General features: G+C 51.7%; 15 protein-coding genes. All 15 read left to right on the forward strand.

Translation table 11 applies throughout. The features are described from left to right. Positions 1-6 precede the first annotated feature (6 nt). The 15 genes from C4J85_RS07625 (at position 7) to C4J85_RS07695 (ending at position 16,483) form a co-directional block, all read left to right on the forward strand. Complete coding sequence (locus tag C4J85_RS07625) at positions 7-2,217, forward strand: bifunctional prephenate dehydrogenase/3-phosphoshikimate 1-carboxyvinyltransferase (protein WP_256657917.1); 2,211 nt, start codon at positions 7-9, stop codon at positions 2,215-2,217. Further along, positions 2,214-2,903 (forward strand): (d)CMP kinase, encoded by a 690-nt coding sequence (cmk, locus tag C4J85_RS07630; RefSeq protein ID WP_124403470.1) that lies wholly within the window; start codon positions 2,214-2,216, stop codon positions 2,901-2,903. The genes C4J85_RS07625 and cmk overlap by 4 nt, the downstream gene beginning before the upstream one ends. Positions 2,904-3,022: 119 nt before the next feature. Next, on the forward strand, positions 3,023-4,708 hold the full coding sequence (rpsA, locus tag C4J85_RS07635) for a 30S ribosomal protein S1 (RefSeq protein WP_124361860.1): 1,686 nt from the start codon (positions 3,023-3,025) through the stop codon (positions 4,706-4,708). A gap of 158 nt (positions 4,709-4,866) precedes the next feature. Beyond that, a complete protein-coding gene (locus tag C4J85_RS07640) occupies positions 4,867-5,151 on the forward strand; it encodes a hypothetical protein (protein ID WP_124403471.1) in 285 nt (94 codons plus the stop codon). A 132-nt stretch (positions 5,152-5,283) separates the two neighbouring features. Further along, complete coding sequence (gene ihfB / locus C4J85_RS07645; RefSeq protein WP_003189779.1) at positions 5,284-5,580, forward strand: integration host factor subunit beta; 297 nt, start codon at positions 5,284-5,286, stop codon at positions 5,578-5,580. 24 nt (positions 5,581-5,604) lie between these two features. Next, complete coding sequence (locus C4J85_RS07650) at positions 5,605-5,835, forward strand: LapA family protein (protein WP_124409348.1); 231 nt, start codon at positions 5,605-5,607, stop codon at positions 5,833-5,835. Positions 5,836-6,238: 403 nt separating this feature from the next. Further along, a complete protein-coding gene (locus C4J85_RS07655; RefSeq protein WP_124409349.1) occupies positions 6,239-7,558 on the forward strand; it encodes a Wzz/FepE/Etk N-terminal domain-containing protein in 1,320 nt (439 codons plus the stop codon). Positions 7,559-7,866: 308 nt separating this feature from the next. Beyond that, positions 7,867-8,493: an N-acetyltransferase gene (locus C4J85_RS07660; protein ID WP_164487852.1), complete on the forward strand. Its 627-nt coding sequence runs from the start codon at positions 7,867-7,869 to the stop codon at positions 8,491-8,493. Positions 8,494-8,678: 185 nt separating this feature from the next. Further along, complete coding sequence (locus tag C4J85_RS07665) at positions 8,679-9,782, forward strand: DegT/DnrJ/EryC1/StrS aminotransferase family protein (protein WP_124409351.1); 1,104 nt, start codon at positions 8,679-8,681, stop codon at positions 9,780-9,782. Positions 9,783-9,798: 16 nt separating this feature from the next. Continuing rightward, positions 9,799-10,947 (forward strand): DegT/DnrJ/EryC1/StrS aminotransferase family protein, encoded by a 1,149-nt coding sequence (locus tag C4J85_RS07670; RefSeq protein WP_124409352.1) that lies wholly within the window; start codon positions 9,799-9,801, stop codon positions 10,945-10,947. A 59-nt stretch (positions 10,948-11,006) separates the two neighbouring features. Continuing rightward, positions 11,007-12,305: a lipopolysaccharide biosynthesis protein gene (locus C4J85_RS07675; RefSeq protein ID WP_124409353.1), complete on the forward strand. Its 1,299-nt coding sequence runs from the start codon at positions 11,007-11,009 to the stop codon at positions 12,303-12,305. A gap of 15 nt (positions 12,306-12,320) precedes the next feature. Beyond that, positions 12,321-13,331 (forward strand): polysaccharide biosynthesis protein, encoded by a 1,011-nt coding sequence (locus tag C4J85_RS07680; RefSeq protein WP_124409354.1) that lies wholly within the window; start codon positions 12,321-12,323, stop codon positions 13,329-13,331. A 2-nt stretch (positions 13,332-13,333) separates the two neighbouring features. Further along, positions 13,334-14,512 carry a glycosyltransferase family 2 protein gene (locus C4J85_RS07685; RefSeq protein WP_124409355.1) on the forward strand — a complete coding sequence of 393 codons (1,179 nt, stop codon included), beginning with the start codon at positions 13,334-13,336 and terminating at the stop codon, positions 14,510-14,512. A gap of 79 nt (positions 14,513-14,591) precedes the next feature. Next, complete coding sequence (locus C4J85_RS07690) at positions 14,592-15,434, forward strand: glycosyltransferase family 2 protein (RefSeq protein WP_124409356.1); 843 nt, start codon at positions 14,592-14,594, stop codon at positions 15,432-15,434. Next, the gene (locus C4J85_RS07695) at positions 15,431-16,483 is read left to right on the forward strand and encodes an EpsG family protein (protein WP_124409357.1); all 1,053 of its coding nucleotides are present in this window, start codon (positions 15,431-15,433) and stop codon (positions 16,481-16,483) included. The genes C4J85_RS07690 and C4J85_RS07695 overlap by 4 nt, the downstream gene beginning before the upstream one ends. Positions 16,484-16,538 lie beyond the last annotated feature (55 nt).

Genomic DNA, 16,538 nt, shown 5'->3' on the forward strand with positions numbered 1-16,538 from the left:
GTGCCTATGATCGGTCGCCTGGTGGTGGTCGGTCTTGGGTTGATCGGTGGCTCCTTCGCCAAGGGCCTGCGTGAGAGTGGGCTGTGCGGCGAAGTGGTCGGCGTGGACCTGGACCCGCATTCGCGCCAGTTGGCGGTAGAGCTGGGGGTGGTAGACCGCTGTGAGGCGGACCTGGCCATCGCGTGCCAGGGCGCTGACGTGATCCAGCTGGCGGTACCGATCCTGGCCATGGAAAAGCTCCTGGCGATTTTGGCCGGCCTGGAGCTGGGCAGCGCGATTCTCACGGATGTCGGCAGTGCCAAGGGCAATGTGGTGCGCGCGGCGCAACTGGCGTTTGGTGAAATGCCGCCGCGCTTCGTGCCGGGCCATCCGATTGCCGGTTCCGAGCAGAGCGGGGTGGAAGCGTCCAATGCGCAGCTGTTTCGTCGGCACAAAGTGATCCTGACCCCGCTTGCGCAGACCGACCCAGCGGCGTTGGCCGTGGTGGATCGGCTGTGGCGGGAGCTGGGGGCGGACGTGGAGCATATGCAGGTCGAACGCCACGACGAAGTGCTCGCTGCTACCAGTCATCTGCCCCATCTGCTGGCGTTTGGCCTAGTGGATTCGTTGGCCAAGCGTAACGAAAATCTGGAGATTTTCCGCTATGCCGCCGGAGGTTTTCGCGACTTCACACGGATTGCCGGCAGCGATCCGGTGATGTGGCACGACATCTTCCTCGCCAATCGCGAAGCGGTGTTGCGCACCCTGGACACCTTCCGCAGCGACCTCGATGCCTTGCGCGACGCGGTTGATGCGGGCGATGGTCACCAATTACTGGGCGTGTTCACCCGTGCGCGGGTTGCGCGTGAGCACTTCAGCAAGATCCTGGCGCGCCGGGCCTATATGGAAACTGCTGTGGACGCCGACGAGCTGACGTTCATCGCCAGCCCCGCTGGCCGCTTGAGCGGGCGCATCCGAGTGCCGGGAGACAAGTCGATCTCCCATCGGTCGATCATGCTGGGCTCATTGGCCGATGGCGTGACCGAAGTTGAAGGCTTCCTGGAGGGCGAGGATGCCCTGGCGACGTTGCAGGCATTTCGCGACATGGGCGTGGTGATCGAAGGGCCGCACCATGGGCGGGTGACGATTCATGGCGTGGGTTTGCACGGCTTGAAACCGGCGCCAGGGCCGATTTACCTGGGTAACTCCGGAACGTCCATGCGCCTGTTGTCCGGGTTGCTGGCGGCGCAGCGCTTCGACAGCGTGCTGACGGGCGATGCATCGCTGTCCAAGCGCCCGATGAGTCGCGTGGCTGAGCCGTTGCGGGAAATGGGCGCAGTGATCGAGACCGGGCCGCAAGGGCGTCCGCCGCTGACCATCCGCGGCGGTCAGGGGCTGAAAGGCTTGAATTATGTACTGCCGATGGCCAGCGCCCAGGTGAAATCCTGCCTGTTGTTGGCCGGGCTGTATGCCGAAGGTAAAACCTGCGTGACCGAGCCTGCACCGACCCGCGACCACACCGAGCGCATGTTGCGCGGTTTTGGCTATCCGGTGGGTGTGGAGGGCGCGACGGCGTCGGTTGAATCCGGGCATGCGTTGACCGCTACCCATATAGAGGTACCGGGAGACATTTCCTCGTCGGCTTTTTTCCTGGTCGCGGCCACGATTGCCGAGGGTTCCGAGTTGTTGCTGGAGCATGTCGGTATCAACCCGACTCGCACCGGGGTGATCGATATCCTGCGCCTGATGGGCGCGGACATCACCCTGGAAAACCCGCGTGAAGTGGGCGGTGAGCCGGTCGCCGACCTGCGTGTACGCGCGGCTGTGCTCAAGGGTATCGAGATTCCCGAAGCGCTGGTGCCGCTCGCGATCGACGAGTTTCCCGTGCTGTTCGTCGCCGCCGCCTGCGCGCAGGGGCGAACCGTACTGCGCGGCGCCGAGGAGTTGCGGGTGAAGGAGTCCGACCGCATCCAGGTCATGGCCGACGGTCTGTTGGCGCTGGGTGTGAAGTGTGAACCGACGCCTGATGGGATTATCATCGACGGCGGCCCGATAGACGGTGGCGACGTGCATGCCCATGGCGATCATCGGATTGCCATGGCGTTCAGCGTGGCGTCCTTACGAGCAGCGGCGCCGATTCGTATCCGTGATTGCGCCAACGTTGCTACATCTTTTCCGAATTTTCTTACACTGTGTGCCCACGTCGGCATGCGTGTTGCCCAAGAGGCTCAATTGTGAATATCAAAGCACCGGTGATTACCATCGACGGGCCAAGCGGCTCGGGCAAAGGCACGATCGCCGGCATCCTGGCCAAGCGCCTGGGCTGGTGCCTGCTGGATTCCGGCGCGCTGTATCGCCTGCTGGCGTTCGCTGCGCGCAACCATGGTGTCGACCTGACCAACGAAGAGTTGCTGACGAAAATCGCCGCTCATCTGGACGTGCAGTTCATCGCGGCGACCGACGGTCAATTGCAGCGCATCATCCTCGAAGGTGATGAAGTCAGTGACGTGATTCGCACCGAGAGTATCGGCGCCGGCGCGTCCCAGGTGGCGGCTCTGCCGGCGGTTCGCGAGGCTTTGCTGCAGCGCCAGCGCGCGTTTCAGGAGCCGCCGGGCCTGGTGGCCGACGGCCGCGACATGGGCACCGTGGTGTTTCCCGAGGCGCCGTTGAAGATTTTCCTGACCGCCAGCGCCGAGGAGCGTGCCCGCCGCCGCTACTTGCAGTTGAAGGGCAAAGTCGATGGTGTTAGTCTGTCGAGTCTGCTAGATGAGATCCGTGCACGCGATGAGCGTGATACCCAGCGTGCGGTAGCCCCGCTCAAGCCGGCGGCTGACGCCATACAGCTGGATTCCACGGAGTTGTCCATCGAGCAGGTGCTGGAACGCATCATGAGCGAGATCGCCATTCGCGATATCGTCGGGTGACCAAGAAGGTTGCAGGGGACCAGTCATAGTCCTGCGGCGCTTCTTTTAATTGAAACTGACCCACACCGTCTGGGGTGTGGAGATGGGCGTATTCTTCGCCCTTATCAACAGGAATTAAAATGAGCGAAAGCTTTGCGGAACTCTTTGAAGAAAGCCTAAAAACCCTGAACCTTCAGGCAGGCTCCATCATCACCGGTGTTATCGTTGATATCGATTACCAAGCTCGCTGGGTAACCGTTCACGCTGGTCTGAAGTCTGAAGCTCTGATCCCGCTGGAACAGTTCTACAACGATGCTGGTGATCTGACAATCAATGTCGGTGACGAAGTTCACGTTGCTCTGGACTCGGTTGAAGACGGTTTCGGTGAAACCAAGCTGTCCCGTGAAAAAGCCAAGCGCGCTGAATGCTGGATTGTTCTCGAAGCAGCCTTCGCAGCTGAAGAAGTGGTCAAGGGCGTTATCAACGGTAAGGTTAAAGGCGGCTTCACTGTCGACGTTAACGGCATCCGTGCGTTCCTGCCAGGTTCTTTGGTCGACGTTCGTCCAGTGCGCGACACCACGCACCTGGAAGGCAAAGAACTCGAATTCAAGGTCATCAAACTCGACCAGAAGCGCAACAACGTTGTCGTTTCCCGTCGCAGCGTGCTGGAAGCAGAGAACTCCGCCGAGCGTGAAGCTCTGCTGGAATCCCTGCAGGAAGGCCAACAAGTCAAAGGTATCGTCAAGAACCTCACCGATTACGGCGCATTCGTCGATCTGGGTGGCGTCGATGGCCTGCTGCACATTACCGACATGGCTTGGAAGCGTATCAAGCATCCATCGGAAATCGTCAACGTTGGCGACGAGATCGATGTCAAGGTTCTGAAATACGATCGCGAACGCAACCGTGTTTCCCTGGGCCTGAAGCAACTGGGTGAAGATCCATGGGTCGCTATCAAAGCCCGTTACCCAGAAGGCACCCGCGTGACCGCGCGTGTTACCAACCTGACTGACTACGGCTGCTTCGCTGAGCTGGAAGAAGGCGTTGAAGGCCTGGTACACGTTTCCGAAATGGACTGGACCAACAAGAACATCCACCCTTCGAAAGTCGTACAAGTCGGCGACGAAGTGGAAGTTATGGTTCTGGACATCGACGAAGAGCGTCGTCGTATCTCCCTGGGCATCAAGCAGTGCAAATCTAACCCATGGGAAGATTTCTCTGGCCAGTTCAACAAGGGCGATAAAATCTCCGGCACCATCAAGTCGATCACCGATTTCGGTATCTTCATTGGTCTGGACGGCGGCATCGACGGCCTGGTTCACCTGTCCGACATCTCCTGGAACGAAGTTGGCGAAGAAGCTGTTCGTCGTTTCAAGAAGGGCGACGAGCTGGACACCGTTATCCTGTCGGTTGACCCAGAGCGCGAGCGCATCTCCCTGGGTATCAAGCAACTGGAAAGCGATCCGTTCTCCGAGTACGTTCAAGAGAACGACAAAGGCGCCATCGTTAAAGGTACAGTGAAAGAAGTTGACGCCAAAGGCGCCATCATCACTCTGGCCGACGATATCGAAGCGACTCTGAAAGCCTCCGAAATCAGCCGTGACCGCGTTGAAGACGCGCGCAACGTTCTGAAAGAAGGCCAGGAAGTAGAAGCCAAGATCATCAGCGTTGACCGCAAGAGCCGCGTAATCCAGCTCTCCATCAAGTCCAAAGACGAAGTGGAAGAGAAAGAAGCTATCCAGAGCCTGAAAGAAGCTCCGGCAGCTGCAACTGGCGAGACCACCATGGCCTCCCTGCTGCGCGAAGCAATGGCTAAGCAGAACTAAGTTCTGTAAAGCTGTAGGAAAAGGGCGACTTCGGTCGCCCTTTTTTGTGCCTGAAATTTGATGAATCAACACCGCCGAACCAAGGCATTCAGCCTGCGGTCAGAACTGGCTATAGTCTTTTAAAGATATTCCGTGTTACTGATTCGATAAGGGTTTGAATGAACAGGATTCTCGTAGTGCTTGCATTAGTCATACTGGCCGGCTGCTCCAGCACCAGCGCCAGGACCCATGCCAAGAGCGGCGTCAGTGGCATCGAGATCGACTGCTCTGGTCTGGGCAACAAATGGGAGAAGTGCGAAAAACGCGCTGCTCGTGAATGCAAAATGCAGGGCTACAAAGTCCTCACCCGTTCCAGTGATGCGGCGGATGAAGAGGGCGACTATCCGTTTGGTTGGAATCCCGCTGGCGCAGTGACGCGCACGATGTTGGTAATCTGCAACTGAGGTTTCGATGTGCTCATTGCGGGCGTTTATTTAAGCGGCAGATAAGTTGATATACGGGCTGTTCAAATTCATCAAGTCATGCTAAAACCTTCGAAGCGCTTTTCCTAGCTGCTTGAAAAAGAAGGGAAAAATATGACGAAGTCGGAGTTGATCGAACGAATTGTCACCCATCAAGGGCTGCTCTCATCCAAGGATGTGGAGTTGGCTATCAAGACCATGCTTGAACAAATGTCCCAATGCCTTGCCACCGGAGATCGCATCGAAATCCGCGGCTTCGGCAGCTTCTCCCTCCACTACCGCGCTCCGCGCGTAGGCCGCAACCCAAAGACCGGCCAATCTGTCAGTCTCGACGGAAAGTTCGTTCCCCACTTCAAGCCGGGCAAGGAATTGCGCGATCGGGTGAACGAAGAAGAGGAAGAGGGCGTCTGAGTGTTTTTGGAGTAGGAGATGGTTATGCGTGGGGTTAAGCGCGTTGTTGCGGTATTGATTGCAGTGCTTGCGGCTTTGGTGGTTTTGGCGTTTGTGCTGGAGAACCAGCAGGGTGTTGCGTTGACGTTCCTGGGGTGGAGTACCGCGCAGATGCCGGTGGCGGTGTTTATGGTGGTGGCTTTGATTGTGGGGATGTTGATTGGGCCGCTGTTGGGGTTTTTTGTACGTAGGCGTCGGCATAAGTCGATTGCATAGCGGCTGGTCCGGATTGTGACACTGTGATAGTTGGCAGCAGCCTTGGTGACCGTTTGTCAGAAATTCTTCCTAGCTAAGTGCTTTGACTATTGGGTGTATCCATTCTCCTGCGAGCCTCGTTGATTACTGGATCGGCGCCAGCATTGAGCCCCCCTGAAGTCTGTCTGCATTTCCCGTTCACAGCGAAATTTTGCCAGTAAAATCAGAATCGCCCTACATACATGTCAAGACTTGTAATATGTGGAAGAGATGGCAAAATGGAACCTGTTCTCGATAACAGTCATTTTGTGCGCTCAAAATCTGGCAGAGACGCTGGGTTTAGGCGGTCATCCAATTAGAATAAAAACACGCAAATTGTCTGCATAACGAGCCCGCAGTTTCTCTTTGAAGGCAGGTTTTTGTTGTGAGTAGTAGCTTTCGCGCCCCCCCGGTCTCTTCGTCTGACGAAATTGATCTCGTCGCTCTGTTTCGCGCTGTCTGGCGTCAAAAGATACTCATTGTGGCTGTTGCTCTTGGAGTTGGTCTGGCAGCTGCTGTTTATGCTTTCACCACTACTCCGATGTATCAGGTCAGCAGTGTTTTAAGGCCTGCCGCAATAAATGAGTTAGACGCTTTGAATAGGTCGGAAGTTTATTCATTGCCTCCAAGTGCAGCGCTTTTGAGAGTCGCGGCATCTTTAGATTCTTATGAAACTCGGTTGGGGTTTTTTCGTGATAATCAAAGTCTGTTCCAAACGTTTGTGCGTCCTGGGCGAACGTTAGAGCAGAGTTTCGAGGAGTTCAATCGAGACGCCATCGTTCTTACCTTGCCTGATACAAACAAAGCCAGCTCTCTGAGTGCGTTCATCAAGCTCGACATGAATTATCCGAAAGGAGTAGATGGTGTTTCGATTCTGAATAATTTTGTAGAGTACGCCATTGCTAATGAACGTCAGCAAATTGCGGCTGATATGAGTGTCATTGTAAAAAACCGGCTTGATGAGCTATCTGGCAAGCTTGAGGCTGCGCGATCAAGTTATCTAAATGATAAGCAGATTAAAATCGCCTCTTTGCAAGAGGTGGATAATCTACGTCGTGCTCAGCTAACTGACGAGTTGAAGGCTCTTCGCGAGCAGTTGAAAACTCAGCGCAATGACCGAGTCCTTCAATTGACCGAGGCTATTGGCATTGCGCGCTCGTTGGGGATTGATAAGCCTACTACGCCTACATCCCTGGGAGATGCGGGGCGGCAAGGTGGCAGTGTTATGCGAACTGAAATCAACAACCAACAGATCCCGCTTTACTTCATGGGAGTGGATGCTCTTCAAGCTGAGCGAACAGCCCTGATGGCGCGCAAGTCAGATGACTTTACTGAGGGACGCATTTCGCAAATAGCCAAAGAGCTGCAGCTGCTCAAGTTGAACCGGCAAGTTGAAGTGCTCAATCAGCGTAAAAACGAAGATGTGTTTCTCGCGGGTGTAGAGCCCTTGCGTGCAGAAATGGCACGTTTGAAAAACCTTAATATCAATTTGGACAGTCTTAAGCTGGTTGCCGTTGATCAGCAGGCTCTTGAGCCTTTGCGGCCAGTGAAGCCTAAGAAATTTTTGATTATTCTACTTGGGCTGATTGCAGGGGGGGTTATTGGAAGCGCCATCGCCCTCGGTCGCAGTTGGATGAATAGCCGTTCCATAGTTTCGGTGGCATACCCTAAGGCAGCGGTCTTGGAAGGTTCTCTGACCAAGTGAGAATATACGCGACTGGCAGGTCCGCGATCGAGCCAGTAGCTCTTTCTATTTTTCTGCATTCCGGCTCGCTCGTAAGGTTAGCCTAATTAACGTTTGCGGGTGGAACTCCGGAGCATCGGTGAGCGTCTGAGAGGGCTCGTGGCGCGTACCCGAATCACGAAAATCGGCTGACCTGTGGCAGTGTCGTTGTGTTTAACGAGCAGGGCTTTTGATGCGAAGCCATCATAAAGGCGGTAGAGTCTCGAGTCGTAACTCTTTCACTTCGTGTCGTAACGCATCAAATTATGGAGCTGCATCGGATGGGTCACATGGTCAAGCCAATTATTTCTCCGGGCGTTCCGGAGTCTGCACGTCGGCTGTTTTGGGAGGTTTTTTTTGCTTCCAGAGGGCGGGGTATTGATCTGGACACCCATTTTCCTTGGATGTCGTGTGACCAGAACGTTTTTTGTGTGCAAATCAAGGACTCTCTCGGTGCTGACGGGGCGCTCGCGGCATTAGTGGTCAGGACGCTAAGTGTTGGTCCAGATGCCAATGCAGGTCTGATCGGGTTGGTCTGTGTGGATGAAGCATGGCGTGGCAAGGGCTTTGCTTCAGCGTTGATGAGCAGTGCTATAGATCTTGGCGAGAGCCAGAATATGGTTGCTTTGGTTCTCTGGACACAAAAATCAGAAGTCTATGCGGGCCAGGGATTCGTCACAGATCAGCTGGATCGGTTTGGTTATGTGAAATTAGCACCAGGACGCCGTATCAAGATGGGGTACGACACGCGCGATTGGAATGGCTCAGGCGCGGGCGAGGTTAAGCGTGGGATCCCTCCTTTTGCTTCCCAGGGACAGGTTATTTCAAATGACAGGGCCAGTCTTGTTGTCTTTCCTACGAAGGCTGGGCTGAGCGTTGCGGAGTGGATTGGGGGGGGGGAGATGTCGTTGATCTGATGATGGCCTCCTTGCCAGACCGTTTTTTTCTCAATGTATCTGAGGGTGACTCTTTAATATCCGAACTGGAAGGAAGAGGCCTTGAGTTTCATCTGGCGCCATCTTCAGTAAGAATGGTTAAGTATCTCGGTGGCGGTGCTTCTATTAAATTGCCAACAATTAAATTTCTTGATCGGGTCTGAAAAATGTCAAATGTAACTTCACCTATTCCGCTAGTTAAAGTCGCGATGCCTCCCCGCGAGGTTTTGCTTCCGGCATTGGAGTCGGTTCTTTACAGCGGGATGATCTCTGAAGGGGAGTACGTTTACCGCTTTGAAGATGCCTTTGCTCAGCAATTTAAGTTAAATAATGTTTTGGCTACCAGTAGCGGTACAGCGGCTCTTCATTTGGCGATGTTATTGGCAGGTGTTGGAGTAGGTGATGAGGTAATTACTACCTCAATGACCGCGGAGCCCACCAATACGACCATTTTGCAGATGGGCGCAATCCCAGTGTTCGCTGATGTCGACCGTTGCACGGGGAATCTGTGCCCGGATGCCGTCGCTGCAGCTATTACGGAAAAAACGAAAGCTATCTGTGTTGTGCATTATGCTGGCTACCCTGCGCGTTTAAAAGAGTTAAGAACACTCGCAGATCGCCACGGCCTGTCATTGATTGAAGACTGCGCGCATGCGTTGGGGGCTGAATGTAATGGTCAGCCTATTGGCACGGTTGGTGACTATGCCATTTACTCCTTCCAGGCAATCAAACATATGACGACCGTCGATGGTGGCCTGTTAATGATGAAGGACCCAAGCCAGATGGATGAAGCCCGTAAGTTACGCTGGTTTGGCTTGGCAAAGGGTGTTCCCCGTACTGAGGTTGATATCATCAAGGTCGGGTACAAATATAATATGCATAATGTTGCCGCTGTCATAGGTCTAAAGCAATTGGAGGTTATTTCGCCATTGTTGAAAAGGCATTACGATAATGGCCGCTATTTTGACAGAGCGCTAGGGGGGGTTACCGGTTTGGTACCTGCTCCTGTAGAACCAGATGTAGTGCCTGCGTATTGGCTTTATACGCTTCTAGCCGATGACTCGGACGAAGTCGAAAAAGTGCTGGCGGCCAACGGGGTAATGGCCTCAAAACTTCATCGCCCGAATCATCTACACTCCGTCTTCAAACCATTCGCTGGAGCAATGCCAGGGCTGGAAGAGTTTTACAAGCGCTTGATTCACATCCCATGTGGCTGGTGGGTGACCGACGATGATCGCGAGCGTATCGCCGACATACTGAAGCGTGGTTGAGGAGAGAAATTAAGTTATGCCTAAAATTTTTCCGCTTTATGGTGTGGTACATACTCCAGAGATGGATGTGCTGGCGCTTGACATATTGCGCTCTGGCAAAATCGCCAGCGGAGAATGGGTCGCGAAATTTGAGGACGGCTTGAAAGGTGTAATTGGCTTGCCTCACGTAGTGTCGACCGTTGACATGACGAGCGCGCTATTTCTTGCACTGCACCTGGCAGGGGTTCAGCCAGGGGATGAGGTTCTGACTACAGCTTTCGCATGCCTATCGACAAACTCGGCGATCGCTCATTCTAAGGCGATACCTGTTTGGGTTGATGTGAGCCCAGGCACTGTGTCCATGAGCGTTGCAGACTTTGAGTCGAAAATCGGAAAAAACACTAAGGCTGTGATTTTGTATCATGTTGCCGGCTATCCGGGGCCAGCGAAAGAAATCAGCGAATTGTGCAAAAAATATAATCTTGTGTTGATAGAAGATTGTGATAATGCCCTGCTGGCAGTCCGAAACGGCGTAACGGTGGGGTCACACGGTGACTTTGCTGTCTATTCTTTTTACCCAAATCGGCAAATCAATGCCACCGAAGGTGGTGCATTAGCTTGTCGCAGCGAAGCAATGGCGGCTAAGGCGCGCCGCTTAAGGCGTTTTGGTATTGATTTTGAGACATTTAGAGCCAAGACAGGCGAAATAAACCCGCTATCTGACATTCCCGAGATCGGTTGGGGAGTGACGATGAATAACCTGTGTTCAGGTCTGGGCTACGCGCAATTTGATACGCTGCATGCGAGAAGGGATGCAACGGTTAGAAATGCTCAAGCGCTATCCTCCCTCATCTCAGGTGTGCAGGGTTTGGCTCCCGTTCCAGTGCATTATTTGGATGAGCCCGCATATTGGGTGTTTTTGATACTTGTTGAAGAACAAGCGCATGTATTGAGTGAGCTGAAGAAGAGGGGGGTTATGGCTTCGAGTGTGCATCAGCGCAATGATGTTTACAGTGGGTTTAAGGGTGCGGCGAATTACCTGCCGAACACCGACTCTCTTCAGAGTAGCATCATAGGTGTTCCTTGCGGCTGGTGGCTGACGGAGGCTGATGTGGTATTTATCGCTAACGCTTTGAAAAGCGCAGTAGCATCACAACCCGTGCGCTCAGTCGATAGACAGTCATGAATTGGCGGACTTCTGTTGTAGGCAGAATGCTAATGTTGTATGCGGGGAGGTCTTCCAGCTTGCTGGTGGCCTTCTTGTTTTTACCTTTATATAGCCATTTATTGGGCAGTTTGCAGTTTGGTGTAGTTGCGGTAATTTTGTCCCTTCAAGCGCTATTAGTCATGATGGACCTTGGCATGTCTACGCTGACGGGTAGGGAGATATCTGTTTCTAACGGCGCGGATAGTTCATTACTGACTCTGCTGAGAACGGCAGAGTTAAGCCTTTCGGGGTTCTACGCATTATTATTGTCCATTGCTGTGGCATTGAAACTATTTTACTTTTCCAGTTCGATGTCATGGCTGGTTGTGGCTGGCTCAGTAGTGCTGTTTTGGTTGTTGGTTATGCAAAATCTTTACTATTGCAGCCTGATAGCCCGAAGAAATTACACGCTGGGCAGTGGCGTGCAGATAGTAGGTGTTGTTGTTCGAGCCTTTATCACTGCCGCTGCGTTGAGCTACGTATCGGCAACTTTAGAAGTGTTCATTATTGCTCAATTGATTGTGACGGCTGTGCACTGGTGGATAACCCGGCGTTTGGTCGTTTCGGCTCTTTCCGATGGCAATGACGCTCTGCAGCAGGCAGGGAAACCAACCGTTTCCGACGCAATAGCCTTGACAAAAATCGGCGGGGCTCTGGTCTTGTTTTCCGCAGCCGGGGCTGCGGTGACGCAACTGGATAAGCCTATAATTTCGATGTTCGCTTCAGCCAGTAGCGTTGCACCTTACTATCTGGCGAGTTTGTTATGCATGACGCCGATTTCTATTCTTGCTGGACCGGTCAGCCAATATTTTCAACCGATTTTTCTGCGTGAGGCGGCCAAGGGCGGGTTGGACAGTGCAAAAAGCACCATCGTCAGGTTTGCGCTTTCGGTTTTTTTCGTTACCGCTTTGCCCACCCTTATATTATGGTGGTTTCGCGCGCCAATTATCGACCTCTGGGTAGGCCCGAGCGAGCATAATGGCCTCATTTCCACTTACGTGGCTATCTTGCTCCCAGGTTTGGCCATCGGTGCTTTTGGCTTCATACCCTACAGCTTACTGGTTTTTGCCAAGGATTATCGGTTTCAGGCTCTGATGTCCGCCTGCTTGACAGTAGTTACATTGGCGTTCGCGACTTTCGCGGCGATTGGGAAAAACATTGAGGCAGTTTGTTATATCTACTCTGCCTACCATACGGCCTCAACCGTCGTCTCATGGATAAGGGCCTCGACTCTGCCAGATGTTGGGGTTTACGCAAGGAAAGCAGCATGGGTGGTATCAACGTTAGCGTTCGCGGCTGTCTCGGTTTTCGGTTTGGCGTTATACATAATTTCTTGATGGGTGGATTGTAAGATGTTTGATAATAAAGTTTTAATGATTACGGGCGGTACGGGTTCCTTTGGTAATACTGTTTTGAAGCGCTTTTTGAATACGGATGTAAAAGAAATTATCGTATTCAGCCGAGATGAAAAAAAGCAAGAAGATATGCGTATTGCCCTGAATAACTCCAAGGTTAAGTTTCATATTGGTGATGTAAGAAATTATGAAAGCATCAGTCGCGCCATGGCCGGTGTGGACTATGTTTTTCACGCTGCGGCACTGAAGCAAGTACCGTCTTGTGAGTTTTATCCGATGGAGGCGGTGCTGACCAATATTGCCGGGACAGAAAATGTACTGAATGCCGCTATTGATAACAACGTCAAGCGTGTTGTTTTGTTAAGCACCGATAAAGCGGTTTACCCTATTAACGCGATGGGTATCTCCAAAGCCATGGGCGAAAAAATTCTGATCGCCAAATCTCGTATGGTGCGTGAGGGGGGGCCGGTACTGTGTGCAACTCGTTACGGAAACGTGATGGCGTCGCGTGGGTCGGTAATTCCACTTTTTGTGGATAAAATCAAAGCGGGTGTACCGCTTACGGTCACCGACCCAAATATGACTCGCTTTCTGATGAGTTTGGAGGATTCTGTTGATTTGGTGCTTCATGCCTTTGAGCACGGCGAGCAAGGTGATATTTTTGTTCAGAAGGCGCCGGCCAGTACAATTGGCGATCTAACGATTGCGCTGAAAGAGCTGTTTTCAAGTGAGGTGGCAGTAAACATCATAGGCACTCGTCACGGCGAGAAACTGTATGAGTCACTTGTATCTCGTGAAGAAATGGCCAAGGCCAAGGACATGGGACGGTATTATCGTATTCCTGCGGATAATCGCGACTTGAATTACGATAAATTTATTATTGAAGGGCACCCGGAGGCGAACTCTATCGACGATTACACCTCTCATAATACCGAGCTGCTCAGTGTGGAAGAAATCAAAGCATTGCTTCTGACATTGGCATACATTAAGCATAGCATTGGTTCGTAAGTATGACGTTATTGAGTGTAATTATACCGACGCATAATCGTGCTAAATACGCTGTTCAGTCGATAAAATCGATTTTGGAGCTTTCGCAAGATATCCAGGTCGTGGTATGTGATTCCAGTCCGGTAGATGGTATTTCAAGTCAGTTTGATGAAGTATTACCGGCGTCGCGTTTGAAGTTAATCAATGCCCCTACAGGCATCAGTGTCGTTGATAACTTTAACCTCGGTCTTCAGTCTGCTGACGGACAGTATCTGGTGTTTCTAGGAGATGACGATTTCGTATCGTCGGAAATTGTTAACGTTGCAATCTGGGCTGAGTCGACAGGCATTGACTCGATAAAGTTTAATTTTCCTGCCCTCTATTATTGGGACGACTTCAAGCATTCTACGCGAGGTGACTCGTATTTTGGCACACTGCATATTGCTCCCTTTAGCGGTGCTGTAGTAGCTCATGATTTGAGTGGTTCCATGAGGTATGCGCTTGATAACTTTGGTGGAGGCGTGTTCGATATGCCCCGCGCCTACGCGGGGATGATCTCTGCAGATTTGGCGCGTCGAATTGTAACTAAGTACGGTAGTTTGTTTGGCGGGGTAAGCCCTGATATCTATAGTTCTTTCTTGATTGCGAACGAATCGAAGAACTGCGTCCTGATCGACTATCCGGTTATTGTTCCCGGGGCCTCTGGATTAAGTACGTCAGGGCAAAGCAGTTCTGGCGCGCACTACGGAAAACTTCGCGATAACGCACATATTGCTCCCTTCAAAGACCTTGTATGGGATAAGCGAGTTCCTGAATTTTATTCTGTTCCCACGGTATGGTCATACTCTCTCTTGAAAGCTGTAGAGAAAGTCGAGGAAGACAAGGGGGCTTCTTTGAACCCCAATTTTGGCAGGTTGTTGCTGAAGTGTTTTGTTTACTTTCCTCGTTCCTATCGAGAGACACTCTCTTCCTTTCGAGAGGCTTGCTCCCTATATGGCACTCCAAAAGTGGTAGCTCAGTTGCTTGGATCTTTTTGGTCTGAGTTCTTATGGGGCGCTTCTCGTATCGTAAATAGATTTCGGGCGCGTCATGTGAATAATAGCATTGAGGTGTTAAAAGGCCTCAATACTTCTTATATGGCAAGTCAGAGGCTGGAAGAAGTCTTGAAGGCATCTGACGTTAAAATGCAACTTCCGCATTGAAGAGTAGGCGGATGAGCTGGAAGTGTCATGCTAACCGGGGTGTTGCTGTCGTCTGACTATATGTTATTGGAAGTGTTGAATGGTTACTGAGTCAAGTGTTAAAAATCCAAACATCGCTCGGGTGAGCGTTGTGATCCCGTGCTATCGTTGCAAGGAGACCATTCGACGTGCACTTGATTCTGTTTACCATCAGTCCTTACGGCCTGCTGAAGTCATACTCGTTGATGATGCCAGCCCGGACAATACGTTTGATTTTTTACTTGAGCTAGCCAAAGAATATCCGCTGAATTGGGTCAAGGTCATTACATTGGCGTCGAACTCCGGCCCTGGTACTGCAAGAAACGAAGGTTGGGGTTTGGCAAGCCAACCCTATGTCGCTTTTTTGGACTCCGATGACAGCTGGCATTATAAAAAAATTGAGCTACAGTACGAGTGGATGCAGTGCAATCCAGAAGTTACCTTAACGGGACAGAAGGGCGTAACCGTTGATGAGTCTTCAAGCATAGCGACTGCTCCGTATGAAAGCGATAACGTGAAATTTACGCGGGTGGTGCAACATCAACTGTTACTTTCGAACAAGTTTTCTACACCGTCGATCATGCTACGCCGAGACCTTCCATTACGGTTTCCCGAAGGGAAGCGTTTTTGCGAAGATTATGAACTTTGGTGTGTTTTAAGCTGTTCTGGCTTTGAATGTTATTCGATTGATAAGCCGCTTACATTTTGTCATAAGCCTCTATATGGGGCTGCGGGGCTGAGTGGTAATTTGTGGGGTATGGAAAAAGGCGAGCTGAATGTATACAAAGTGCTTCGTGCGCAGAGGAAAATCGGTCTCTATTATTACTGTTTTTTGAAAGCCTGGTCTTTGATGCGGTATCTACGCCGAGCGTCGAAGATAAAGCTGAGTGGTAGTGCAGAATGATTTATCTACTGGGCTGGCTGATATTGCTTGTCACTCTGTTGCTCACCGCGTTATCCGGTTATAAAACGCGTTTTTTTCTCGGCATGGCATTGTTGTTTTTTATGTTTATCTCTGTCTTCCGTGGCGGAGTGGGAACAGATACAAATACCTACGAGGTGGTGGTCGGACGCTTGATGGAGGGCATTTCCTGGACCGGTATGGAGCCAGGCTTTGTGTTCATGAGTTGGGTGCTCGTCGCAATAACAGAGTCGCCAGAGATCGCTGTTAGGCTGGTCAGTGTTATTATATTTGCTATTATGTTTTTGCATCTATTTCGTTCGGATCGTAACGAAAAGTTCTTGATGCTTTCTTATATGCTGCCGGCCTTTGTATATCAATACACAATGAACGGCCTCAGAATCGGCATCGCAGCAATGTTTCTGCTGTTGGCTGTCCAAAATATAAGACGGTTCAAAAGAGCGACGGGGCTGCTCCTTGCAGTCTCGGCGTTGCTTTTTCACTACTCTTCACTCGTGTCTCTTGTATTTATTTGGGCTTCCCAAGCGCGCTGGGCAAAAGCGTCCAATGTTCTGATCGTCCCTCTTGCTTGTGTGGCGGTGTTGGCCATATTCAGTATTAATGGAGATTATTTTCTTGCCAAACTACTCTCCTATCAAGACTCCGAATCGCCAAGCGCTCTTTCCGGATTAGGCAAAATTGCGGTCTTATTGTTGCTGGTGTTAGGTGTAGGCCTCTCCAGATTGCCTCGTCTGGAAAAAGCAAAACTCATGTTTTTAGGCGGTGGCTTTACGGTTATGTTTTGGGGGGTATCGAGTGTTTCATATGCAGGTCTGAGATTCCTGGATTTGATCTCTTTTGCATTCCCCCTTGCTATCCTGCTCACCTACAATAGATGCCAGCTGGATTTTGATCGTACCATCAAGCTCATTCTAGTCTTGGCGGGCTTGCTGGCCGCTGCGAGCAGTTACAGGAATTTTGTATTTGAGGAGGGAGACGGGCCAACGCCTTTCATGCCGTATCACCTTAATAAGGCATTTGGCGCGTTATAACCGGCTGGAAGCCAATATGTCACTCCATCCAATTTTGCTTGAAGTGGCTTCCTAT

It is taken from the genome of Pseudomonas sp. R4-34-07, from assembly GCF_003852375.1.
Classification (GTDB): domain Bacteria; phylum Pseudomonadota; class Gammaproteobacteria; order Pseudomonadales; family Pseudomonadaceae; genus Aquipseudomonas.